Source organism: Scytonema sp. UIC 10036, from assembly GCF_009725235.1.
Genome location: NZ_WJFC01000001.1, coordinates 162011 through 182416 on the forward strand (window position 1 = coordinate 162011; position 20406 = coordinate 182416).

20 protein-coding genes and 1 pseudogene are annotated in these 20406 nt (G+C 42.0%); 11 read left to right on the forward strand and 10 right to left on the reverse strand.

What is annotated here, in order from left to right; genetic code table 11:
- Positions 1 to 102 precede the first annotated feature (102 nt).
- Together F7734_RS00775 and mutS are read left to right on the forward strand one after the other, a co-directional pair.
- On the forward strand, positions 103 to 387 hold the full coding sequence (locus tag F7734_RS00775; protein ID WP_155742928.1) for an acyl-CoA dehydrogenase family protein: 285 nt from the start codon (positions 103 to 105) through the stop codon (positions 385 to 387).
- 221 nt (positions 388 to 608) lie between these two features.
- Positions 609 to 3284 (forward strand): DNA mismatch repair protein MutS, encoded by a 2676-nt coding sequence (gene mutS, locus F7734_RS00780; protein ID WP_155742929.1) that lies wholly within the window; start codon positions 609 to 611, stop codon positions 3282 to 3284.
- Between the two features lie 208 nt (positions 3285 to 3492).
- Here mutS and F7734_RS00785 read toward each other — a convergent pair whose 3' ends face one another.
- Positions 3493 to 3876: an SH3 domain-containing protein gene (locus tag F7734_RS00785; RefSeq protein WP_207713964.1), complete on the reverse strand. Its 384-nt coding sequence runs from the start codon at positions 3874 to 3876 to the stop codon at positions 3493 to 3495.
- Positions 3877 to 4218: 342 nt separating this feature from the next.
- Here F7734_RS00785 and F7734_RS00790 point away from each other — a divergent pair, with 342 nt between their 5' ends.
- The 3 genes from F7734_RS00790 to F7734_RS00800 are packed head-to-tail and all read left to right on the forward strand — an operon-like array spanning position 4219 to position 5319.
- Positions 4219 to 4767 carry a dihydrofolate reductase family protein gene (locus tag F7734_RS00790; RefSeq protein WP_155742930.1) on the forward strand — a complete coding sequence of 183 codons (549 nt, stop codon included), beginning with the start codon at positions 4219 to 4221 and terminating at the stop codon, positions 4765 to 4767.
- Positions 4760 to 5089: a type II toxin-antitoxin system antitoxin SocA domain-containing protein gene (locus F7734_RS00795; RefSeq protein WP_243146600.1), complete on the forward strand. Its 330-nt coding sequence runs from the start codon at positions 4760 to 4762 to the stop codon at positions 5087 to 5089. Before F7734_RS00790 ends, F7734_RS00795 begins: the two co-directional genes overlap by 8 nt.
- Before the next feature lie 50 nt (positions 5090 to 5139).
- The gene (locus F7734_RS00800) at positions 5140 to 5319 is read left to right on the forward strand and encodes a hypothetical protein (RefSeq protein WP_155742931.1); all 180 of its coding nucleotides are present in this window, start codon (positions 5140 to 5142) and stop codon (positions 5317 to 5319) included.
- 435 nt (positions 5320 to 5754) lie between these two features.
- Here F7734_RS00800 and F7734_RS00805 read toward each other — a convergent pair.
- A pseudogene (locus F7734_RS00805) lies at positions 5755 to 5940 on the reverse strand (CHAT domain-containing protein); the annotation flags it as partial.
- A gap of 232 nt (positions 5941 to 6172) precedes the next feature.
- On the opposite strand from F7734_RS00805, the gene F7734_RS00810 reads away from it, so the two are divergent.
- From F7734_RS00810 to F7734_RS00820, 3 genes are all read left to right on the forward strand, one after another.
- On the forward strand, positions 6173 to 6403 hold the full coding sequence (locus F7734_RS00810; RefSeq protein ID WP_155742932.1) for a hypothetical protein: 231 nt from the start codon (positions 6173 to 6175) through the stop codon (positions 6401 to 6403).
- Positions 6404 to 6405: 2 nt separating this feature from the next.
- Positions 6406 to 6855, forward strand: a complete 450-nt coding sequence (locus F7734_RS00815) for an HNH endonuclease signature motif containing protein (RefSeq protein ID WP_166481655.1) — start codon at positions 6406 to 6408, stop codon at positions 6853 to 6855.
- A 637-nt stretch (positions 6856 to 7492) separates the two neighbouring features.
- On the forward strand, positions 7493 to 8038 hold the full coding sequence (locus F7734_RS00820; protein WP_155742933.1) for a hypothetical protein: 546 nt from the start codon (positions 7493 to 7495) through the stop codon (positions 8036 to 8038).
- Between the two features lie 155 nt (positions 8039 to 8193).
- On the opposite strand, the gene F7734_RS00825 is transcribed toward F7734_RS00820, so the two are convergent.
- The 5 genes from F7734_RS00825 to F7734_RS00845 form a co-directional block, all read right to left on the reverse strand.
- The gene (locus F7734_RS00825) at positions 8194 to 13749 is read right to left on the reverse strand and encodes a translocation/assembly module TamB domain-containing protein (RefSeq protein ID WP_155742934.1); all 5556 of its coding nucleotides are present in this window, start codon (positions 13747 to 13749) and stop codon (positions 8194 to 8196) included.
- 447 nt (positions 13750 to 14196) lie between these two features.
- Positions 14197 to 15042: a hypothetical protein gene (locus F7734_RS00830; protein WP_155743040.1), complete on the reverse strand. Its 846-nt coding sequence runs from the start codon at positions 15040 to 15042 to the stop codon at positions 14197 to 14199.
- A 20-nt stretch (positions 15043 to 15062) separates the two neighbouring features.
- Positions 15063 to 15395, reverse strand: coding sequence for a hypothetical protein (locus F7734_RS00835; protein ID WP_155742935.1), 333 nt, complete (start codon positions 15393 to 15395; stop codon positions 15063 to 15065).
- Between the two features lie 162 nt (positions 15396 to 15557).
- Entirely contained in the window at positions 15558 to 15974 is a 417-nt protein-coding gene (locus F7734_RS00840) for a PIN domain-containing protein (RefSeq protein ID WP_155742936.1), read from the reverse strand.
- Positions 15971 to 16240 (reverse strand): DUF2281 domain-containing protein, encoded by a 270-nt coding sequence (locus F7734_RS00845; protein ID WP_155742937.1) that lies wholly within the window; start codon positions 16238 to 16240, stop codon positions 15971 to 15973. Before F7734_RS00845 ends, F7734_RS00840 begins: the two co-directional genes overlap by 4 nt.
- Positions 16241 to 16469: 229 nt before the next feature.
- On the opposite strand from F7734_RS00845, the gene F7734_RS00850 reads away from it, so the two are divergent.
- Positions 16470 to 16844 (forward strand): cupin, encoded by a 375-nt coding sequence (locus F7734_RS00850; protein ID WP_155742938.1) that lies wholly within the window; start codon positions 16470 to 16472, stop codon positions 16842 to 16844.
- Complete coding sequence (locus F7734_RS00855) at positions 16837 to 17967, forward strand: alpha-hydroxy acid oxidase (RefSeq protein ID WP_155742939.1); 1131 nt, start codon at positions 16837 to 16839, stop codon at positions 17965 to 17967. Before F7734_RS00850 ends, F7734_RS00855 begins: the two co-directional genes overlap by 8 nt.
- Before the next feature lie 20 nt (positions 17968 to 17987).
- On the opposite strand, the gene tsaA is transcribed toward F7734_RS00855, so the two are convergent.
- The 3 genes from tsaA to F7734_RS00870 all read right to left on the reverse strand — a co-directional run bounded on the left by tsaA (position 17988) and on the right by F7734_RS00870 (position 19576).
- Positions 17988 to 18554 carry a tRNA (N6-threonylcarbamoyladenosine(37)-N6)-methyltransferase TrmO gene (gene tsaA / locus F7734_RS00860; RefSeq protein ID WP_155742940.1) on the reverse strand — a complete coding sequence of 189 codons (567 nt, stop codon included), beginning with the start codon at positions 18552 to 18554 and terminating at the stop codon, positions 17988 to 17990.
- A 112-nt stretch (positions 18555 to 18666) separates the two neighbouring features.
- On the reverse strand, positions 18667 to 18819 hold the full coding sequence (locus F7734_RS00865; RefSeq protein WP_155742941.1) for a UPF0175 family protein: 153 nt from the start codon (positions 18817 to 18819) through the stop codon (positions 18667 to 18669).
- 433 nt (positions 18820 to 19252) lie between these two features.
- Positions 19253 to 19576, reverse strand: coding sequence for a DUF1822 family protein (locus F7734_RS00870; protein ID WP_166481669.1), 324 nt, complete (start codon positions 19574 to 19576; stop codon positions 19253 to 19255).
- A gap of 196 nt (positions 19577 to 19772) precedes the next feature.
- Between F7734_RS00870 and F7734_RS00875 the strand changes: the two genes are divergently transcribed.
- Positions 19773 to 20120 (forward strand): hypothetical protein, encoded by a 348-nt coding sequence (locus F7734_RS00875; RefSeq protein ID WP_155742943.1) that lies wholly within the window; start codon positions 19773 to 19775, stop codon positions 20118 to 20120.
- Positions 20121 to 20406: the final 286 nt, after the last annotated feature.

The following is a 20406-nucleotide window of genomic DNA, read 5'->3' on the forward strand; positions in this document are numbered from 1 at the left end:
CGTAACAGATAAATCTGTACTTCATTCAAGTGAGAATCACTATAATATCAAATCGTTCGGCAAGAAAGCGACATCGTTTGGATCTCAAAAAGTGCGCGTGCAGTGCGCGATAAGCCGGGGGAGGCGGCGCTGCCATGCGATCGCAACGGTAGCACGCGTCCCATTCATGAGATTGAGCAGTTGCGCCAAAGTGGTTTACTCAACCTAGTGATTCCCACCATTTATGGGGGACTAGAAGAAACTTCTTGGGTGAAAATCTTTAGACTGATTCGCAAAATTTCCAAAGCTGATGGATCGCTCGGTCAACTGTTTGGCAATCACACATCTATTGTTAGTTCATTATCAATCGCCACTTCAAGACCCTTACGTTCTGCATCACTATGGTGAATTTTGGATGCAGTTAGAGGCAGCAGTTTTGCTCGCCGATAGAGCAGCAGAAATGTTGCAAGCTACTTAGGTTGTCATAGTTCAAGTAATGCCTAAAAGTTAACAAGTACATAGAGGATGCTAATTGAAGTACTTAACAAACCGTAAACAATTTGTGAGTAACTCCAACATCACGTTATCATCGGATATTGGCAGGCAGCCTTGTGTATTGGTAGATATTCATGACCGCTTCTCACTCGACACCCCAAACAACTGAACCGAGTAACCCGAATGAGCCAATCGGCGACTACCGTATGGTAGACCGCAGCAAACTCAGCAAGATGTACCAGCACTATGTGGAGGTGAAGGAAAAGTATCCTCATGCTCTACTGCTGTATCGGGTAGGAGATTTTTTTGAAACATTTTTTCAAGACGCTATTGTTGTATCCAGAGAACTGGAACTGGTTCTAACTAGCAAACACGGAGGAGAGGTTGGTAGGGTACGCATGACGGGTGTACCGCATCATGCATGGGAACGGTACACAACTCAGTTGGTAGAAAAGGGCTATGCTGTTGTTATTTGCGACCAGGTAGAAGATGCTTCGGAAGCGGTAGGTTTAGTTCGTCGTGAAGTGACGCGCATTCTGACCCCCGGTACGTTATTGGAAGAAGGAATGCTCAAGTCAAGCCGGAATAACTACTTGGCGGCTGTGGTTATTGCAGGTGATTATTGGGGTTTGGCTTATGCAGATATTTCTACAGGTGAATTCCTAACCACTCAAGGTAGTAATCTAGAACTTTTGACACAGGAACTCATGCGCTTGCAGCCTGCTGAGGTACTTGTTCCCACTAACGCCCCGGATTTAGGAAGTTTATTGCGTCCGGGAGAGCGCTCGGAACATTTGCCAGAATGTTTGCCTCCATCTTTTTGTTATAGCTTGCGATCGCAATTCCCCTTCTCCCAAAATGAAGCCAGAGCAAGATTGTTACAAAAGTTCAAACTCCGTTCTTTGGAAGGATTGGGTTGCGAACACCTTGCACTAGCCGTGCGTGCGGCTGGTGGGCTGCTGGAATATTTGGAAGATACACAGAAAGAAAACTCTATCCCCCTACAAACGCTACGGACTTACACTCTCACCGACTTTCTGATTATTGACCATCAAACACGGCGGAACCTAGAAATAACCCAAACTGTACGTGATGGCACTTTTATTGGTTCTCTGCTTTGGGCGTTGGATAAAACTTCTACACCAATGGGTAGTCGTGCTTTACGGCGATGGTTGTTGCAACCACTGCTTGATATTAAAGGTATTCGAGCCAGACAAGACACGATTCAAGAACTTGTTGATAACAATTCCCTGCGTCAAGACCTGCGACAGTTATTGCGTCAAATTTATGATATAGAACGACTGACAGGACGTGCTGGTTCTGGTACTGCCAATGCAAGAGATTTATTAGCTTTAGCCGATTCCCTATCTCGTTTGCCTCAAATAGCAAATTTGGTTTCTGTGGCTCGTTCTCCCTTCCTGAAAGCTTTGCAAAAAGTGCCATCAGGAATGGAAGAGTTAGCACAAAAAATTCGCCTTTATATAGTAGAGTCACCGCCTTTACATATTAAAGAAGGGGGATTGATTCGTTCTGGAGTTGATGCTCAATTAGATGAACGACGTGCCACTGTTGAAGATGACCAGAAATGGATTGCTAATTTGGAAGTGGATGAAAGAGCAAGAACGGGAATTGCCAATTTAAAGGTGGGATTTAATAAAACTTTTGGTTACTTTATTGGGATTTCTCGTGCAAAAGCTGACCAAGTACCATCGAATTACATCCGCAAGCAAACGCTGGTTAATGAAGAACGCTATATCACTCCTGAATTAAAGGAACGGGAAGCTAGAATTCTAACAGCACGAGATGATTTGAACCAGTTAGAATACGAAATTTTTGTTGCTTTGCGAGAGGAGGTAGGTAGGGAGGCGGAAGTCATTCGCAATATTTCCCGTGCAGTCGCAGCAGCAGATGTATTGTGTGGATTGGCTGAGTTGGCAATCTATCAGGGTTATTGTCGGCCGTCTATGGTGGAAGGGCGAGAAATTACAATTATTGATGGGCGTCATCCTGTGGTGGAACAGTCTTTGCCTCCAGGTTTCTTTGTGCCTAATTCTACTTTTTTAGGGCAAGAATCATTAGTCATTGGTCATTCGTCATCTGTAAATGACCAAGAACACTTGACCAATGACAAAGGACAAATAACTAATGACAAAGGACACTTGACTAATGACAAAGGACACTTGACTAATGACAAACCAGATTTAGTTATCCTTACTGGACCAAATGCAAGTGGTAAAAGTTGTTATCTCAGACAGGTGGGATTAATTCAACTGATGGCACAAATAGGAAGCTTTGTACCAGCACGGGAAGCGCAATTGGGAGTGTGCGATCGCATTTTCACTCGTGTAGGTGCGGTAGATGATTTGGCAACGGGTCAATCTACTTTTATGGTGGAGATGAATGAGACAGCAAATATTCTCAACCATGCCACATCAAAATCATTAGTGCTGTTAGATGAAATTGGTAGGGGAACAGCGACTTTTGATGGTCTTTCTATTGCTTGGGCTGTCGCAGAGTATTTAGCAACAGAAATTCGCTCGCGAACTATTTTTGCGACACATTACCATGAATTGAACGAATTAGCTTCGTTGTTACCGAATGTTGCTAATTATCAGGTCACTGTCAAAGAATTACCAGACCAAATTATCTTTTTGCACCAAGTTCAGCCTGGAGGTGCTGATAAATCTTATGGTATTGAAGCAGGAAGATTGGCAGGTTTACCAAAAGTAGTTATTCAACGAGCAAGACAAGTTATGGGACAGATTGAAAAGCACAGTAAGATTGCACTAGGTTTGCAAAATTTGGAATAAAACCTGCCTTTTTTGTAATCGCCGCTAGATATTGGTATTGCTCGTTAATAGGTGACAAAACCTTCTCACTTAGTATTCGAGGACAGAAGTTCCACGAATACATCGCGAACGCCGATAACGCTGGGGACATTGTGGGGACTGAGTGCTTCATAGTGTAAGAATCCCCAACAATAATCTATTGATTTGGTTGGTGGTGCGTTCAACATTATTAATTGGAACATTCAGGGGATATAAAATCTTCACGAACCCAACCACGCGCCCCACTTTTTGGAAAGCCAACTCTATACCAAACAGATCCTCGGCGTTCCACGGCTGCTAAGTCTTGAGGGATGCCACCTGCTTTTCTAAGAATGTGAACGCGATCGCCTACAAGTCCGTAACCTTTCTCTGGAAAATCTGTTCCAGGTCCGGAACGCAAATTAATTCGCGAGCCATACTCTTGTCCAATCAAGGTTGCCATGCAAAAAGACATCTCAGACCGAGCAATTCTTGATTGTTGTGCAGATGCTGGAAGTGCTGATACTATCAAAGTTGCAATTAGTCCACTCAAGGCAACTAATTGAGTTCTGCCTGAAAAAACACGCTGAATCATTTCTATTTTTTCTCCTAATTAATAATTTGAGATTTTGGAGGAATTTTTTATCTCTATTTATGTTCTACTCCACAACCTTTAGTTATTCCAGAAAAAGCTTTTAAAAATTTAGTGAAGTTAGAGATACGAAGATAATGCTTTCCAACTTCGCTATTCAGCCCGATTCAACCTAATTATGAAGTTTTGGTGGATGAGAAAGTGACTTTAGCCAAAGAAATACCTAAACCCACGTGCGATCGCTATAGCTGTTAAGTGCAGCTAAGTGTACCTTTTTTTATCAGTGATTTGAGTCAGTAACTATTAAACAATCTATAATGAAAAATCACTGAAAGAAAAACCAAAATGAGAAAACTTGTTTATCACGTAGGTACAACTCTTGATAGTTATATTGCTCATGAAGATGGTTCAATTGATGGCTTCTTAAAGTTTGCAGAGGGAGAACACGTAACAGAATACTTTGAAAGCCTCAAGGCATACGATACTACAGTCATGGGTAAAGCAACATATGAGTTTGGTTATCAATACGGCAAAAAGCCAGGAGAACCTGCATATCCTCATATGAAGAATTATGTATTTTCAAAGACCTTAAGATTCGATACAGAACCAGATGAGCAAGTCAAAATCATCGCTCATAACGAACTAGAAGTTATCAAGCAATTAAAAGAAGCCGATGGCACAGATATTTATTTGTGTGGAGGTGGAACATTTGCAGGTTTTCTGTTAGACAACGAACTCATTGATGAACTCATCATCAAACTTTATCCTATTATCCTTGGTAGCGGCATAAAACTTTTTGGAAAGAGCAACAAATCAATTAATTTGTCCTTAATTAATTCCAAAACTTACCAAACTGGGGTATTGCTATTAACCTATAAGTTAAATTATGAATAAAATATGGAAGCAAACACGAATGCTTAGCTGTCATGATGTTGCAAAATATTTTCTAGCTCAAACTGACGAAGAAGCTGGGGATTTGATTTCTAATCTTAAGCTTCAAAAATTAGTCTACTACGCTCAAGGATTTCACTTGGCGTTGTATGACGAACCTCTATTTGCTGAACCTATAGAGGCGTGGACACATGGCCCAGTTGTGCCTGAATTATATCGCGCATACAAACATTATGCTTCAGGTGCAATTCCTATTCCTGACGATATTGATTTTTCAAAATATAATAAGCAAACTCTTAACATGAAAAAACCTTCAGGGTGCTGAATATGAGTTTGCATCCTACGATTTACAGTTAAAAGTAATACAAGTAAACTATGGATTTATTTAATCCAGCAACTAAAACGTCCGGCGATTCCTATGTTTATCGTCTAGTTGCTGGGAGCTTGGTGCGGCAACGCCGCCTCATCGCTGATGACAGTTGCGTAAGTCCTGTTGTTACCAATGGAAGACAACAAGATACCCATGTAAGTGAGGTGAGTAACCTAGAAAATTAAGTTTTACTGCCCTACTTCAACAATCATGCACTTTGAGTCTGAACAACCTGAATCACTACAGCTTTCAGTCATTTATCTTAATGAACGCTACACATTTAAACCGTAATTCGCATCCTAAATATACTTTGCACGACTATAACTTGCGCTTTTGTAGCAAGTATTATATGGTAGCAAGAGGTACTCATAGGTAAGAAGCAAATAGTATTTAAAATCTCTAAATTCTTTCATTAAGGTAATAATGAATAAGAAACTACCAAAAATTTTCAGCATAAGAAGGAGAAAAATTATTCAAAATGGGTTATTGTATAGTACTTCATTTTTCTTACAATTCAATTGGTTACATTTAAATCATTCTGTAGCTTTATTACAAAAAAAACAGCAGATGTACGATTGGATACTTCTTTATTGGATGCCCTATGATAATAATCTCAGTGATGCGGTGGGAGCATCGGGTATCGACCACAGAGAAACAATCACACTGGGGACACCTGCACTAATCAGAGAACGCGATAAACCAATCGCCCCGTCACCTGTAATTCTCCCGACTCCCGTATTGCAAGCACTTAAAACAACTAACTCGGCGTTTAACTTCAGGTCAAAGATTTCGCTTGCAGTTAGTAAACTGTTAGGGGCTTGTTGTAGCGATCGCTTCTAGATTTTTAAGAAAAAAATGAGTATAATAGATAATTGGTATGTAATTTGTTCAACCAGATAATGTTCACCACTTCATACCATCATTCTTCTTGACTTAAAGTCTACCAATCATAAATCTGTCTCTTGTCAATTTTCTAAACATTTCAAACATGAAACCTAGCCACCCTATTGACTCAAATGCTCAATTAAGGAGATTCTTATGAAAGAATTAATGAAGCAGCCTTCGTCTTGGTTACCAGATGGAATAAAACTGAATCTTGCCGATCAGTTTCGTCCTTTTTCCTTTAGCGAAGAATTACAAATTCGTTTAGAAGAACTATTAGAAAAGAATAAAGAACGTTTACTAAATCCTGATGAACAAGCAGAATTAGCTGGTTTATTAGAATTAGAGAAAATTTTCAGTTTTATCAATGCTAAACTTGCTTCTTAACTGTGGCTATCAATAATTTTATTCGCTTACAAGTCCGTAAAAGAGCAAAGTACTTGTGTGAGTATTGCCACTCACCAGAACGCTCGAACGCAACTCCCTTTACTATAGACCATATCATTCCTCTATCTTTAGGAGGTTCAGATGATATTAATAATCTAGCTTTAGCTTGTCATCGTTGTAATCAAAGACGGTATAACTTTACAACTGGAATAGATCCAGAAACACAAACAGAAGTTCCATTATTTAATCCTAGGAACCAAAATTGGTCTGAGCATTTTGTATGGTCAAAAAATGGGTTAGAAATTCTTGGAACCACTTCTATAGGTCGTGCAACTTGTAGTCGTTTTGATTTTAACGATCGAGACCATGATGATGGTTTTATTCTAAATGCTCGTTTTCTTTGGATAAGAGCAGGTTGGCATCCACCTATTGACGATCCATGTCAAGATTAATAAAAACTTGACTGGTTATATTGTTTCCTAACTTTTTTCATGACAAGTAAAAATTGCGTAAAAAACGGTGCTGGAAAATTCAACGCAAAAGCAGTTGAAACAGCACTTCCAAGAGCAACAATACCCAGAGTAAGCTTTTTTGGGCGCATAGTATAGGTGACAAATTAAGCACTTATCCCCAGTATTATCTGATTAGTAAATTATTCCTAGCCTTTATACAATTTCTTCAGCTTATATCAAGTGTTAGATAAAAAACTTTACACTTAACTTCATAACTTGTTTGTGAATGTTTCAGTATAGGATTTAAATCTATACTGAAACAAACTACTTATAGAAGTAGGGGTCTCTTACTTCCGATTAATAGAGACTTCTGCGATGGTTATTGAACTTATGAAGACTTTCTTCAAATGATAAAAATTTTCGTTTGAAGCATTACAACAAACAGCATTGAAAGATTTAACTGAAGTCATGTTACGGGAATCTCCTCGACATCAAACTTAGAATAGCAACAAGACTCCCGGTTTTTTAGTGAAATAATGAAGCCTTACTGTTAGTGTAGGGCTTCGCTATCAAAAAAAACTTGATCGGATGTTCCAGTGTTTACAGAGAATTATCAAAATAAAATTGAGGAGAAGCTATGAGCCAGGTACAAAATTCGGATACTACACTTTTTGACGACGATGCTATTACCCCTCAAAGGGCTATGGAACTACTTTTTGGTGAAGGTTCTCTTGAAAGAGCCGTACAAATTGAAGATGAAGCAGAAGTTGACACGATTGGTGCAGGTTTAGATTGGGGTAATGCTATGCCAAAATTAATGCTTAACTCTACTTTATTTGGTCGTTTAACAACTTTGCGTGTCTCCCTCAATCTTGAAGCACGTCTTTTAATTGAAACATGGAACTTAGGTATCGGTACAAAAATTGCTACTACAACTGCAAGAATACACATTAAACAACGTTTACAATCTCCCACTCAAGAAGCTGAACAACGTCTGCAAGCGGTTTTACTACAAGATGATTTGTATGGTGAGGAATTTATCAGGAATAGCGAAGTCCTGCGATCGCTCCTCAAAGTCTTGTTAACTGAGTCAGATTGGCAGGCGATCGCGTTATCAGCAGCCGAAGAAATACGCAAACAAGTTATGTATCAGGTAAATGAAAGCCAAGCAATTACTGTATAAACGAATATACAACAGATTGTAAGTAAATAAAGTACAGCACTAAGGGCTCTCGAATTTTTGTAGGTTGGGCAAATCCAACAAATGCTTGTAAATGTTGGGTTTCCTTCCTCAACCCAACCTACGTGGCTTGAGAATTTCATTCACGGGTATTGGATTTAAAATCGTGTTTCATACTCAAATTCCAATCGACTTTCATCTTCTAAATCTGTGGAACCTCGCACGAGGGTGTTGTCATTGACTCGGTAAAGCACGTTGTAACGGAAAGGTTCATTTGTTAAGAAAACTCTAGAGAGGGAAACAGAGAAACTTCTATTAATATCGAATACACCTTCTGCAGCTAAACCCAATACAGAAGCTCTTGATGCTTCGTTAGCAACATTTGTGGGAAATATGCGAAATTCACTAAATCCGATCGCTTGTCCTAACGCACTAATACTTCCTTGCAATCCCCCCAACACTGTAGAACCTGCAAAAGTAGCAAGTCCCAAAGCTGGATCCGATCCACCCAATGAATTAATAATCGATCCACCCAATAAAGCAATAATTTCTGGTTCGCTGCGACGGGGTTCGCTTGTTAATTGCAAATTATCAGCTAATTGACTGGCTGGTCCTTCTACTCTTGCTTGAACGCGTACCGTTCTTAAAGTTCCAATACTTGTTGAAGGAACGTCACTAATCTCCGAAGAAATGACAGGAGAAGTTAAAATCCTACTTCCACTTGCTTCTGGTACAAAAGCTACCATCCGAACATCTAGAGTTGGGTCGAGTCCTCGACTGGGAGTAAATTGTGCTGTGTGTTCGTAACCTCGCACTAAGGTAAACTGAGTTGTAAATAAATTAACCTGTCCACCAGTGAGACGAATGGTTCCTTTAGGTATGGGTTTTGCTAAAGTGCCATTGATATTGAGGCCTCCCTCAGCGACAAAGCTGAATATAGATTGTGTTGGATCTGCTGCGGAAGGTATAAAATTACCAAAAAGGGGTTGCGTGGTGATCCGAACATCATCGCCTAAAACAAGCCGTAAATTGGTAAACTCGATAGGAGAATCGGTAAGTGCGGGTGCAGCAGAACCTTTTGAACCATCTGTATTTTGAGCTGTTGTGGTGGCTGAGACTGCATTACTTTTTGTACGACCTCCTTGTGGAGTATTACCAGCAGCTTGTTGTCCAATCCTGACTTGACCATCACTTAACACAATCTTACCACTGATGTCGGGGTTCAAAACACTTCCCCTAATAACAGCATTACCACTGACACCGCCTTGATAGAGATTTTGAACGCTCAAATTCAAATTTTCCAGAGATACGGTGAGGGGATTTGTTGCTGCTTGCGGTGTGGTGCTCTGTTGGCTTGTAAAAATCGGAATACTCCCCTCAGCTGTCAAATTTCCTTGATTGTACTGCCCTTGAATGCCTAGGACATCTACCCTATTGCCATTAAATTCTAGTGTTCCTGTCACACCAGTTAATGGATCTTGTAGGGCTTGGGCTTGAAAAGTGGCATCATTTACTGTAGCAGTTCCTGTAAGAGTTGGTTGGTCTAAAGTACCCCCAATTTTTACATTGACTTGTCCTTGACCGTCTACCCAACTGACTACATCGGTAAACGCGTTTAATAGTGCTAAGCCTCCATCTTGAACGTTAGCTGTAACGTCAATGAGGTTGCTCTCTGGTTGTACGGAAGCAAAAGGCAAAGGAATCGGTACGCTCCCTTGTGCTTCAAGCGGTTGTGTTCCTGTAACCAATAAGGTACTGGCAAAATTCAAACGTGCATTGTCATAGTTAAAGCTGAGTTGTGCTGTTTGCACTGGTTGCTGGTTTAAAGTTGCATTTTCTAGCGTCACTTCTCCTATAGCACTGGGGTCTTTTAAAGTACCTGCTAGAGTTGCGATCGCATCTACTTGACCTGTAACATCTACTTGATTTTGTTGTATAAATGACTGCAATAATGATAGAGGAAAGTCAGAAACACGCAATTGCCCCGATAGTTCTTCGGTTCCTAACTGTCCTGTAAAAGCCAACAAACCTTCACCCAAATCCACGCGCACTGGTACTAGTGTCACGACTCCATCTGCAAAGGTGCCTTGGGCAATAATTTGTTCTAATTTATACTCACCCCACAGCCAGTTAGCACCCTGAAAATTGAAACTAGCATTCAATCCTGACTGTAAAGAACCAGCCACCTCAACTTTTCCGTTCAAAGCACCTTGTAATTCTGCAAGAGTGGGCAAAGTTTGAGTTTCTTGACGCTCTTGCGCCTGTTGTGCTATTCGAGCTTCAATTTTCGCAAAATATTCTAATTGTGTTAATAAATCTGCGTTAGGCAACTCCACAGGTGTTGTTTGAAGAACTTCTGCCCCTGCAAATTCCGGAGTTTGCAATCCAGAAGCAAAGTCTTGGAAACCAAAAATATTAGCTGCTTGTAAGACTCTTTGGATGTTAAGTTGCTCAAAACTAGCTTGTGCTTGGAATTTAGGATTATTGCCTGTTTCTACATTACCGCTTACAGCTATAACACTGTCACCTATTCTTAATTGTCCGTTGTTTAAAGAAGCCGTTCCATTGGCATAACTAATGCTTCCTTGAAACGAATCTGCAGCCACTCTACCCGCTTGAGGTTTAGCGATCGCCACGTCTCCTACAACAGCAAACTCCTCTAAGTCAACTGCTAAATCTCCAGATATCTCCCCAGATAGAGGTTTTAAATTGAAATTATTGTTGGGGACAAACCCTTCCAAAAGAGCAACAGGAAAACTTTGGACGTTAACGAGGAGAGCCTCTCCCTCCGTTCTCCCTGTTGCGACAGCGTTATTTAGACGAACAAGAAATGATGATGGGCGATAATTTGAATTCAAGGTCACTGCAATTTGGTCTTGCTGACCTGCAAGTTGTAGTTCTCCACCTTGTCCTCCCTGAAAATTAACTCTCCCAGCTAACACAGGGTCAAACGCCAAACGATTCACCTTCAATCCCCGCAACTGAATATTTCCTACAGCATTGGGAGTTTCTGGAGTTCCCCTCACTTGTCCTCGAAAATCCAACAGCCCTGCTACTACCACATTACCGGGAAGGTTTACAGGAATTTGTTGTAAATTATATCCCCGTGCAAGCACATCCAAATTAAACCCAGAGACTTGAGGCGTACCTGTTTCCGGTAATTGGACAGCAATTATACCAGCAGCACTCAGTCCGGGAGCCGTTGCTCGTTCGATCGCAATTTGTTGTCCGTTCCATTGAACTTGTGCTGTCAGTGGTTTTTCCAAAACAGCTAATTGAGAAAACCGCACTTGACCGGCGGCGCGAATATCTGCGAGTTGAAAAGATTGAGTTGTTCCTGCAACTTGTAGATCGGAACTAAGCCTTCCTTTTAACTGTTGGGAAAATTGGTTGAGTTGAACTTGAGAAACATTTGCCACTGCTTGCCAAAGTCCGTTGTTGAGGCTAATGTTTCTTACATTAACTGTACCTCCTGCAACATTACGTAAAATTGCTTGTCCCGTCGCTTGAATGGTTTCGGGTTGGAAGGATGCAGTTGTTCCCGCCAGGTTCAACTCACTACTTAACACTCCTCGTTGAATCTGCGGCGGGACTTCGGCAAAACGACTCAATTGAATTCTTTCAGCATCAACAAATGCTTGCCAGCGACCTTGTGCAAGCTGACCTCTTGCTCTGATTATACTGCCTGCAATGTTGGCTACAGCATCTCGAAGGAGAATATTCTCTCCCTGTTGGGAGATGACAGCTTGCCCAGTTGTGGGGTAAGTGGCTGTAGGTGCTTGGACTTGGGCGAGAGCTTGTAAGTTACCCAGAGTCCCAGTCACTTTGGCATCTGCGGAAACATTGCCAATGGTAATCGGAGGTGAAGTGTTGTATGCTTTAGCAATGGCATCCCCTGGAAGATTGTTTGCTTCCACATTCAACGAAACTCTACCTTGCGGTGCTAGTTGAACTCGACCGTTGGCGGCGATTTGTCCTCCCACTTCTGGTGTTGCTAGAACTCTAGAAACATTAACTGATAGGGTTTGACCGAGATTACCCGTGACTGTAGCATTTGCTGAAATACCACCAATGTTGATGGGAACTGATAAACCGTAACCAAGGGAGATCGCATTTCCTGGCAAACCTTGAGCTTGAATATTCAACGATATGTTCCCTTGAGGAACAAGTTGAATTTGACCATCAGCGTTAATTTTCCCGCCTGCGGCTGGAGTCGCCTGAATATTTGAGAAATTGACAGCTAAGGGGGGTTGTTTGTCTAAAGAACCAGTAATTTGGGCATTTCCGGAAACACTGCCTACAGTAATGGGAGTTGTAAAGCCGTAAGCCTTTGCGAGTCCATCTGCGGAAATACCTGCTGCTTGCAAGTCAACTTTTACATCACTCGCCTTTCCGAGTTTCACGGTTCCTTTCCCCACAATTTGTCCCCCGGTAGCTGGAACCAATCGCAAGTTAGAGATGTTAAGTTGAGATGCAGCTTCTGATATGCTGAGTTGGAAACCAGTTGAGATCGCATTAAACAGCACGCGATCGACCTGAGTTAGTTTTATAGCACTTGCCGTTCCACTCAAGGTCGGTTGTTTTATAGGTCCAGTCAACTGAATATTGGCTTGAAAATCTCCAGCGACAGGAACTGGTAAGCTAATATTTAGCGTATCCAAAGCATTTTTAGCACTGACTGACTTGACTTGCGCTGCAATGTTAAATCCTTTTTGGAGATCGACACTTCCATTCGCCACTAAGGGGGCTTTACCATAGTTTGCCGTCAGATTCTCCAAAGAAATTTGTTGTCCAGTGAATGTCAATCTCCCGGTAGCATTAGAAAACTTTTGGGGAACGTTTTGAATTTGAGCTGTCACTTGATAGGCGTTAGCCGTTCCTGTTACGGTAATTTCTGGGTCGGACTGTTGTAGCTGAAGTGTCAAGTCACCATCCACACGACCTGCTTGTAAAACAGTGGGCAACTCAATTAATCTACTCAAGTCAGCTGCTTGAAAGTTTTGTGCTTTTACCTTCAAGTTCGTTTGTAGCGATTTTATTTGAGTTGTTCCATCAAGCTGAACCGTACCTCCCCTGGTAGGTTGAGCACTCACTTCATAATTAACAAGTTGATTTTGAGACTGAATCTCAGCTTCCCCATTAACCCTGTCTAGCGTCACAGAACCCTGAGGTTTCCCCGGTCTTGGTGTTGGATCTAACACCACATCACCATCTTCAACCCGAAGCGTCTCTAGGTCGGTTTGAATAAAACCCCCTCCTTCCCCGGCTTTTAATTGAGTTGTGACCCAATTTCCCTGCTTATCCTGTTGGACATAAACATCAGGTTGAATCAGAGTCACATTCAAACTTAGTGTTCGAGTAAAAAGGAGTCGCAAGGGAGAAAATTCCACTTCTACAGCCTTCGCTGCTACTCTGTCTGGATCTGTAGCAGTTGCGGGTATTGATAGCGCACCAAACCTCAGACTAGTCAGCGAAAACCGCTCTACTTTTCCTATTTTTATAGGTCTTCCCAACAATTGTTCGAGATTGGTCTGAACCAGAGGTGCTAAATCTTGATAGACAAAGTTCCTCACCCACCAAGCACCAACCGCAATTCCAAGCAGCAAAATGACACCCAGTACAACACCGCCACGCCCCAATAAAAGGAGCCATAAACGAGGATTGCGAGGGCTAGAAGGCTCCTGTTCATTTTCTGAATTGGGAGGACGCGTCATAAGCCTTAACCAGAACGCTTGCTGAATTTATTTGCTATTCTCTATGATTTCACAAAAGTACATTTTTTTGTTTACCGTTTTGTTTTTTGAGTACATCGGAATAGACCACATGACATACAAATGTAGCTGGAAACGAAGTTAATATAAATACGTAGCAATTGCCACTTTCGTGAGGTATGGGAAGAAAGAACTAACCGCAGATGGACGCAGATAAATATGTACCTCAACAGATTAGGAAACGCTATATACCCTGTCAGGAAATCATAGAAAATACTACTATTGAGGTAGCAGATCGCTATCTCCAGGTCTAAGCATTGTTCCTATTGTCTCAATAATTTGGCTACTCAAGCATTTGCACAATCTTTAAAATCATGACTCAACGGTATCATTTTGGCACCATTTGTTATAAAAAAGCTTTGCGCCTTTGCGTCTTTGCGTGAGAAAAAACTATAATATGCCAGCTTCAGTCAACGCTTGTTCCAACTCATCAAATATATTCAGACGCTCAGCCCATTCTGTCAGATATATGTAATTAAGATTTCCACTTTGTAACTTCAGAATTCCCAACACATCACGCCATTGTTTTTCCGAACGACTTCCTTTTCCCCACAGCAACTTTTGTAAAATCAAGTCTTCTGGTGAAGCTATCCAAAATTCTTGCATTCCTTCTACATCTAGTAATATTCTGCGGGACATTTGAGAAATGGCAAATGGTGAGGAGTTATCCATTACAATCAGATCGGCATTAGCGATCGTTTCCATGTGAGTGATGCTAAGAGTTTTTTCTCTCTCTTGCTTCATATCTTCTACCGCACCTGCGGGACAGTAATACCCAGCTGCTTCTAGTGTCTGTACTAAAAAGTCAATCTGGCTGACTTTAATCTGAATAACCAAGTCCAAACCTCTAGTAGAACGTGCTTCCCCGTGGATTGAGCTTGCAACACCACCACTAATATAATAAGGAACATTTATGGACTCAAGCAGTAGGTGAAGTGTACCTGCTAATGCAATAGAGTCTTGAATCCACATTGTTTCATCCCTGCTTGTTGGCTTAAAATCAGGAGAAAATTTCTCTGCTAATACAGCACGGGTAAAGAATAGACGGATTTCATCAAGTTGAGCATTCCGATGTCGCCATTTAATTCCAATGAGGCACAGTTTTTTCACCCCACGGTCATGAGTAGCATACAATTCTATTCTTTGTTTAAGCGAAAGTTGCCGTAACTTGTTAAAGAAGTATACATCGGCTTCAACACTCGTATCTTTAGCTTGCGGCTTCTCTTGAAATCCCATGACTTGCCAAGTTAACAAACTTATGCACTTGCCGAAGCTTGAGATTCAGTAACTGCATCGCTTTCAACAGGAGTAGTGTCTTTCTTTTTCTTCTCAAAAATTTGAATTCCAGCATCAATTATTTCAAAGCCAGTTTCTGGGTTGTGAGCAAGTTTCCCTGATACCGATGCAACCCATTCAGCAAATTCAGACGCATTCGCTTCCGCCTTACGCCAGCTTTTGCCATTAAGCAACACTCTAAATAGTAGACCATTTTGGTCAACTAATTCTACCTCAACTTTTTTATTTGGTGCGGGTTTTGCAGGTGGAAGAGACCCACTAATTTTAATTGTTATCTCACTTCTTGCGTCCATAGCTCATGCTTTAACAAAAATTCTCTGTATTCTCGATGATTGTATCACGTTCATTTATTAAAAAAGGCACGAAGCACACTGCGGAGTGGTGAAGGGAATACTGCCTCATCCCTCTCTCGAGTGAGCGAAAGAAAACAGGAAGTTTCTTTTATTTAAAGTTATTCAGATGTTAATATCAGACCAAATAGAGATAACTTGTACGCTTTTAGTGCGGTGAATTGACTTTTCGGGCTTCTCGTTCGTAATAAATTCCACTGCACTGACTGAAACGGCAGCTGCAACGTGAAGCGCATCCATTGCACCTAATCCTGATTCACTAATCTCTCGATATGCGTTCTGGATGATTTGATCGATGGACGTTGCCCAGTATGAGACTGCATCGAAATACTCCTCATAGAACTTAACTTCGCTAGTTCTATTATTGTAGATTGCTTTCGGTAACACCTCTAGTTTTAGAAAGATGCTGGACGCTAACTCTCGGTTTGGATCTTGAAGAATTGCCAGCGCCCTTTGGGCAATTGCTCCCTCGCCCCGTGCTGCAGCAATCAGTACGCCTGAATCGATAAATGTGCGAGTCATTCAGCGTCTTCCCGATATCCACCTCTACGCTCAGCTTTTTCACGTTCCACTCCTTCCCAATCTAGCAACGACACACCAGAAGCAACAATTTCTTCACGAATCTTCCGTAACCGTTCGCCTAAAGGAGGCTTTGTCTTTGGTTCGGCTTCACGCTGAGTGGTAGAAGTTGTCTTAAATTTCAAGAACTCCACAAAATCAATGGCTTCCTGTTGTTTGTCTGGGGGGAGCGTTCTCCATTTCTCCAAAAGCAATTGTTCAGGACTCATACGCCCTCCTACTATCGAACGCGAGCAACTATATTCTTTGACAATTTACCAAAAAACCGCCACTACTGGCAAATACGGTTCGACTTCTCTGATAATTTCTCTACTATCTTACCACTACTGACGCGTAACGAAACTCAGGAATTAATTGCTCATAGTTAGATGTTTCTATAGTTTGACGTTACTAATGATAAATTTATCTTTGTTATGCCTTCAATGATAGTTAACAACCATGCCACAACTCATACCCGAACCGAAGCGTATCGAAGCAGCTGGTAATAAGCCTAAGATAATAGATGAGTACATTGGTCGTGTATCAACTCAGACTGAAACGGTCAGTATTGCTCATATGCGATCGCCAAGTGGATGGCTTGAACCGGGACAGCGTCCTGACTTTGATGAATTCACCCTAGTTCTTAAAGGCACGTTGAGAGTAGAATCTTCCGATGGGTACTTAGATGTTCAAGCCGGACAAGGGGTAATTGCACGAGCGGGTGAATGGGTGCGTTACAGCACTCCCACAGAAGAGGGGGCTGAATATATTGCCGTTTGTCTTCCCGCATTTTCACCTGAAACCGTGCATCGTGATGAAACAGGCAATGAATAAAAATAGTACCAAACCGCTGAATTTATTTGAGTATGAAAAGTTAGCCGTTGAGTACCTATCTCAAATGGCTTTGGACTATTACGCTAGCGGTGCTTGGGATGAGGTGACCTTAAGAGATAACCGGGCGGCTTTTGAACGATACAAGTTGCGTCCGCGAATGCTCGTGGATGTGAGCAAGCGCAATCTGACGACTCATATCTTGGGTCAACCCATACTCATGCCTCTCCTAATTGCTCCCATGGCTTTTCAATGTCTTGCTTGTCCTGAAGGAGAAATTGCCACAGCCAGAGCAGCTCGCTCCTCCGGTGTTGGGATGGTGTTGAGCACTCTCTCAACAAAAAGTATAGAAGAAGTTGCTAGCAGTTGCGATCGCGTAGCGGCTGCTTTGCAGCATCGCTCTCATGCTCCTGCTCTCCAATGGTTCCAGCTTTACATTCATAAAGACCGAGGGCTGACTCGCGCTTTGGTAGAAAGAGCTTACACCGCAGGGTATAAAGCACTTTGCTTGACTGTAGATGCACCTGTTTTGGGGCGGAGAGAACGAGACAGACACAATGAGTTTGTTCTACCACCCGGTTTGCAATTGGCTAATTTGGTCGATATCTCTGGGTTGAATATTCCCTATCAAGCAGGGGAATCAGGTTTATTTACCTACTTTGCCCAGCAACTAGATCCCGCCGTCACTTGGAAAGATTTAGAATGGTTGCAGTCTTTATCTCCTCTACCTTTAGTATTAAAAGGAATTTTACGGGGAGATGATGCTGTACATGCAGTAGAATATGGAGCAAAGGCAATCGTTGTTTCCAATCACGGTGGGCGTCAATTGGATGGTGCGATCGCTTCTTTAGATGCTTTAGTAGAAGTCGTCAAAGCAGTTGATGGTCGTGCTGAAATATTAGTCGATGGAGGAATCCGTAGAGGAACTGATATTTTAAAAGCTCTAGCATTAGGAGCCAAAGCCGTGCTTGTAGGTCGTCCGATTTTGTGGGGATTAGCTGTCGCTGGAGAAGCAGGTGTTGCTCATGTTATCGATTTCTTAAGAGATGAATTAGACGTAGCGATGGCATTAAGTGGTTGTGCGAGTTTGGAGGATGTGGATAGTACAGTGACCAGTGACCAGTGACCAGTGACCAGTGACCAAGTTTACAAAGTAGCTCTATCTTTTCCGAAGATATCTATTTCATACTCTTGAGCATTTTCCATTTCATTTACATAGCCGCACTTGACATTTGGAAAAGAATCACAGTAAGTGACGTAAGGCTTGATATCGAGTACGGGCGTTTGATCCAGTAGATCGATTCCCTCAATATGCAAAATTAAACCTTCTATTTTGATAAGCTTGGCGGCGCTGATTCCAATGGGGTTGGGACGATGGGGGGCGCGAGTCGCTAGTGTGCCTCGTCGAATGCGGGGTCCTCGTGGCAGTATAACAGTAGGGTTCCAATGTTTGTTTAGGTGCAGCCACGAGATGACCCAAATACGCTCAAAGCCGTCCATGTCTTTGAGGGCAATGGGGGGTACTAGATCGGGGAAAAGTTCTATTTGTGCGATCGCAGGCTGGTAATATGAAGGAGTGCGTTGAAGTTGGGCTTGACGTGGTGTACCGTGTCGCTCTTTGTAGGGGGAGTGAATTATACCAATAGGGTGTAAAGTAATTCCATCAGGAAACGAAACTGCTTGAATGTAGTCTTTAGGAGGGAGTTTAGGCATACTAAAGCATAAAAGATGAAGGATAAAGTATTAATACGAGTTCAAGGTAGCGATCGGTTCTCCAGATGCATCTTGGGTGAACATAGAACGCTCCTCGCTGACCCAACGCCCGTCAAAACTCAATTAGGTTGAGTCCCAACCACTCACAGGCTTTGCCTGCACTGATTTTCTCGCGCTTGTAAAGGATGATGGCAATTTCTAGTTTGAGGTCTGCTTCAGACATTTCACTAGCACTCAAGATATCATCGGGAATTAGGAGATTCATGGGGAATGTTTCTGATGAGGGATTTTAACTAGCAATAGTCCCAGTTTACCAAGCTGATTGGGAACTTTCCAATGAATAAGGTCACCACACCAGAGAACTGGAAACTTCTCCAAGCTCGACTGTAAGCGTTGCTTGACAGCAAAGGATATGGTTTGTTTAATGTGTTCAAACAGAAATGAACGTTGAGTGTAGGTACGCCTAGTTTTTTTGAGAATGCGAGCGCACTTAACTTTACCTGAATTAGCTTTTTGATATCAACTATCACTAGGCATACTATAGAAGTTGAAATCAATCAATCAAAATATTCTTTTATAAGCAAATAGTCATATAAAATTCTGAAAAAATAGTAGAGCATTCTAGGCTCCTGTATTATGACTTTATGCCTTTACATCGAATTAGATATGGCTGAAAGCCAACAAAGGCAACTATGAAATTAAAAAAGTATTAATTTATACAACAGAATTTCTATCACATTGACATCGTCCAAAACTATCTTGACACTGAAATTATCCCCAGCAGAGGCGCTAAACTGTAATTCAATTTTTTTATTATCGTTTTTAGCTTTAGCTTCCATAACAGCAGTTCCCTCTTCATCTAATATCATCACATTAAGCAAGGGTGGTAGGTACTCTTGACCATTTTTTGGACGCAACTCCACGAGAATTTTCATCTCGTCAAAGTTGCTTTCATCATGACTGACCTTAACAACTATCCCTACTGCTGCTCTCGACGCTTGTGCTGCATTCTTTAATGAAATATTCTTTAGGTTGAGACCAAGCTATGACTTCTGTTAGAGGAATAATTACTTTTTTGTCGTTAATCTTAGTTTTGTAGACGGGACTGCTCATTTAAGTGGGATTTGGCTAGTTTTTTAAGCGAACCCTTATTTATAGTGATTTTGCAATGTCCTGCAACAACAACAAGTATTGAGAATGAAATAACGGAGTCTTGTTATGACAAATCCGATCTCTCGTGCGATCGCTCACATCAGTGCTTTCCTTAAAGAATTTCAAGTCAAGCGTTTCGTAGCTGTTGTCTTAGTTGGATTTTTAGTGCTGACAACAAGCGTTAATGCTGACCGTGGTACTCAAGCTGTCACCAAGAGAGTTGACCAAGCGGTACGTCAAGATACTTCTGACAGACCCAAAACAACAGGAGAGTGGAATAAAGAAGCTCGTGAAACAGAAGATGCTCCTGGCGAACGAGTTCAAAGAATTGCCAAAGAATCCGCAGAAGCAGTGAAAGACTTTGGGTCTTTGTATCCAGACACCGTTAAGAGAACTGCAGGCGATCGCGACTAATTGTTCCGCCTCCGACGCTCCCCTCAGCACACGGATACGTCGGACACCCCACCTCGTCCACCTCGTTCGTCTACCTCGTCCACCTCGTTCCTAGCCTCAGGCTAGACCTCACCTCGTTCCCAGCCTCAGGCTAGACCTCACCTCGTTCCCAGCCTCAGGCTAGACCTCACCTCGTTCCCAGCCTCAGGCTGGGAATGCCTTTTTGAGAGGCTCCGCCTCCTATCCGAACCAGCCACATTCTTACCACATCCGCAAGGGACCCAATTTCCTGTATCATGTTCGACTA

Coding starts and splice junctions, on each gene's coding strand:
- mutS (WP_155742929.1), top strand. CDS start 609: ATGACCGCTTCTCACTCGACACCCCAAACAACTGAACCGAGTAACCCG.
- F7734_RS00785 (WP_207713964.1), bottom strand. CDS start 3,876: ATGATTCAGCGTGTTTTTTCAGGCAGAACTCAATTAGTTGCCTTGAGT.
- F7734_RS00790 (WP_155742930.1), top strand. CDS start 4,219: ATGAGAAAACTTGTTTATCACGTAGGTACAACTCTTGATAGTTATATT.
- F7734_RS00795 (WP_243146600.1), top strand. CDS start 4,760: ATGAATAAAATATGGAAGCAAACACGAATGCTTAGCTGTCATGATGTT.
- F7734_RS00800 (WP_155742931.1), top strand. CDS start 5,140: ATGGATTTATTTAATCCAGCAACTAAAACGTCCGGCGATTCCTATGTT.
- F7734_RS00810 (WP_155742932.1), top strand. CDS start 6,173: ATGAAAGAATTAATGAAGCAGCCTTCGTCTTGGTTACCAGATGGAATA.
- F7734_RS00820 (WP_155742933.1), top strand. CDS start 7,493: ATGAGCCAGGTACAAAATTCGGATACTACACTTTTTGACGACGATGCT.
- F7734_RS00825 (WP_155742934.1), bottom strand. CDS start 13,749: ATGACGCGTCCTCCCAATTCAGAAAATGAACAGGAGCCTTCTAGCCCT.
- F7734_RS00830 (WP_155743040.1), bottom strand. CDS start 15,042: ATGGGATTTCAAGAGAAGCCGCAAGCTAAAGATACGAGTGTTGAAGCC.
- F7734_RS00835 (WP_155742935.1), bottom strand. CDS start 15,395: ATGGACGCAAGAAGTGAGATAACAATTAAAATTAGTGGGTCTCTTCCA.
- F7734_RS00840 (WP_155742936.1), bottom strand. CDS start 15,974: ATGACTCGCACATTTATCGATTCAGGCGTACTGATTGCTGCAGCACGG.
- F7734_RS00845 (WP_155742937.1), bottom strand. CDS start 16,240: ATGAGTCCTGAACAATTGCTTTTGGAGAAATGGAGAACGCTCCCCCCA.
- F7734_RS00850 (WP_155742938.1), top strand. CDS start 16,470: ATGCCACAACTCATACCCGAACCGAAGCGTATCGAAGCAGCTGGTAAT.
- F7734_RS00855 (WP_155742939.1), top strand. CDS start 16,837: ATGAATAAAAATAGTACCAAACCGCTGAATTTATTTGAGTATGAAAAG.
- tsaA (WP_155742940.1), bottom strand. CDS start 18,554: ATGCCTAAACTCCCTCCTAAAGACTACATTCAAGCAGTTTCGTTTCCT.
- F7734_RS00865 (WP_155742941.1), bottom strand. CDS start 18,819: ATGAATCTCCTAATTCCCGATGATATCTTGAGTGCTAGTGAAATGTCT.
- F7734_RS00875 (WP_155742943.1), top strand. CDS start 19,773: ATGACAAATCCGATCTCTCGTGCGATCGCTCACATCAGTGCTTTCCTT.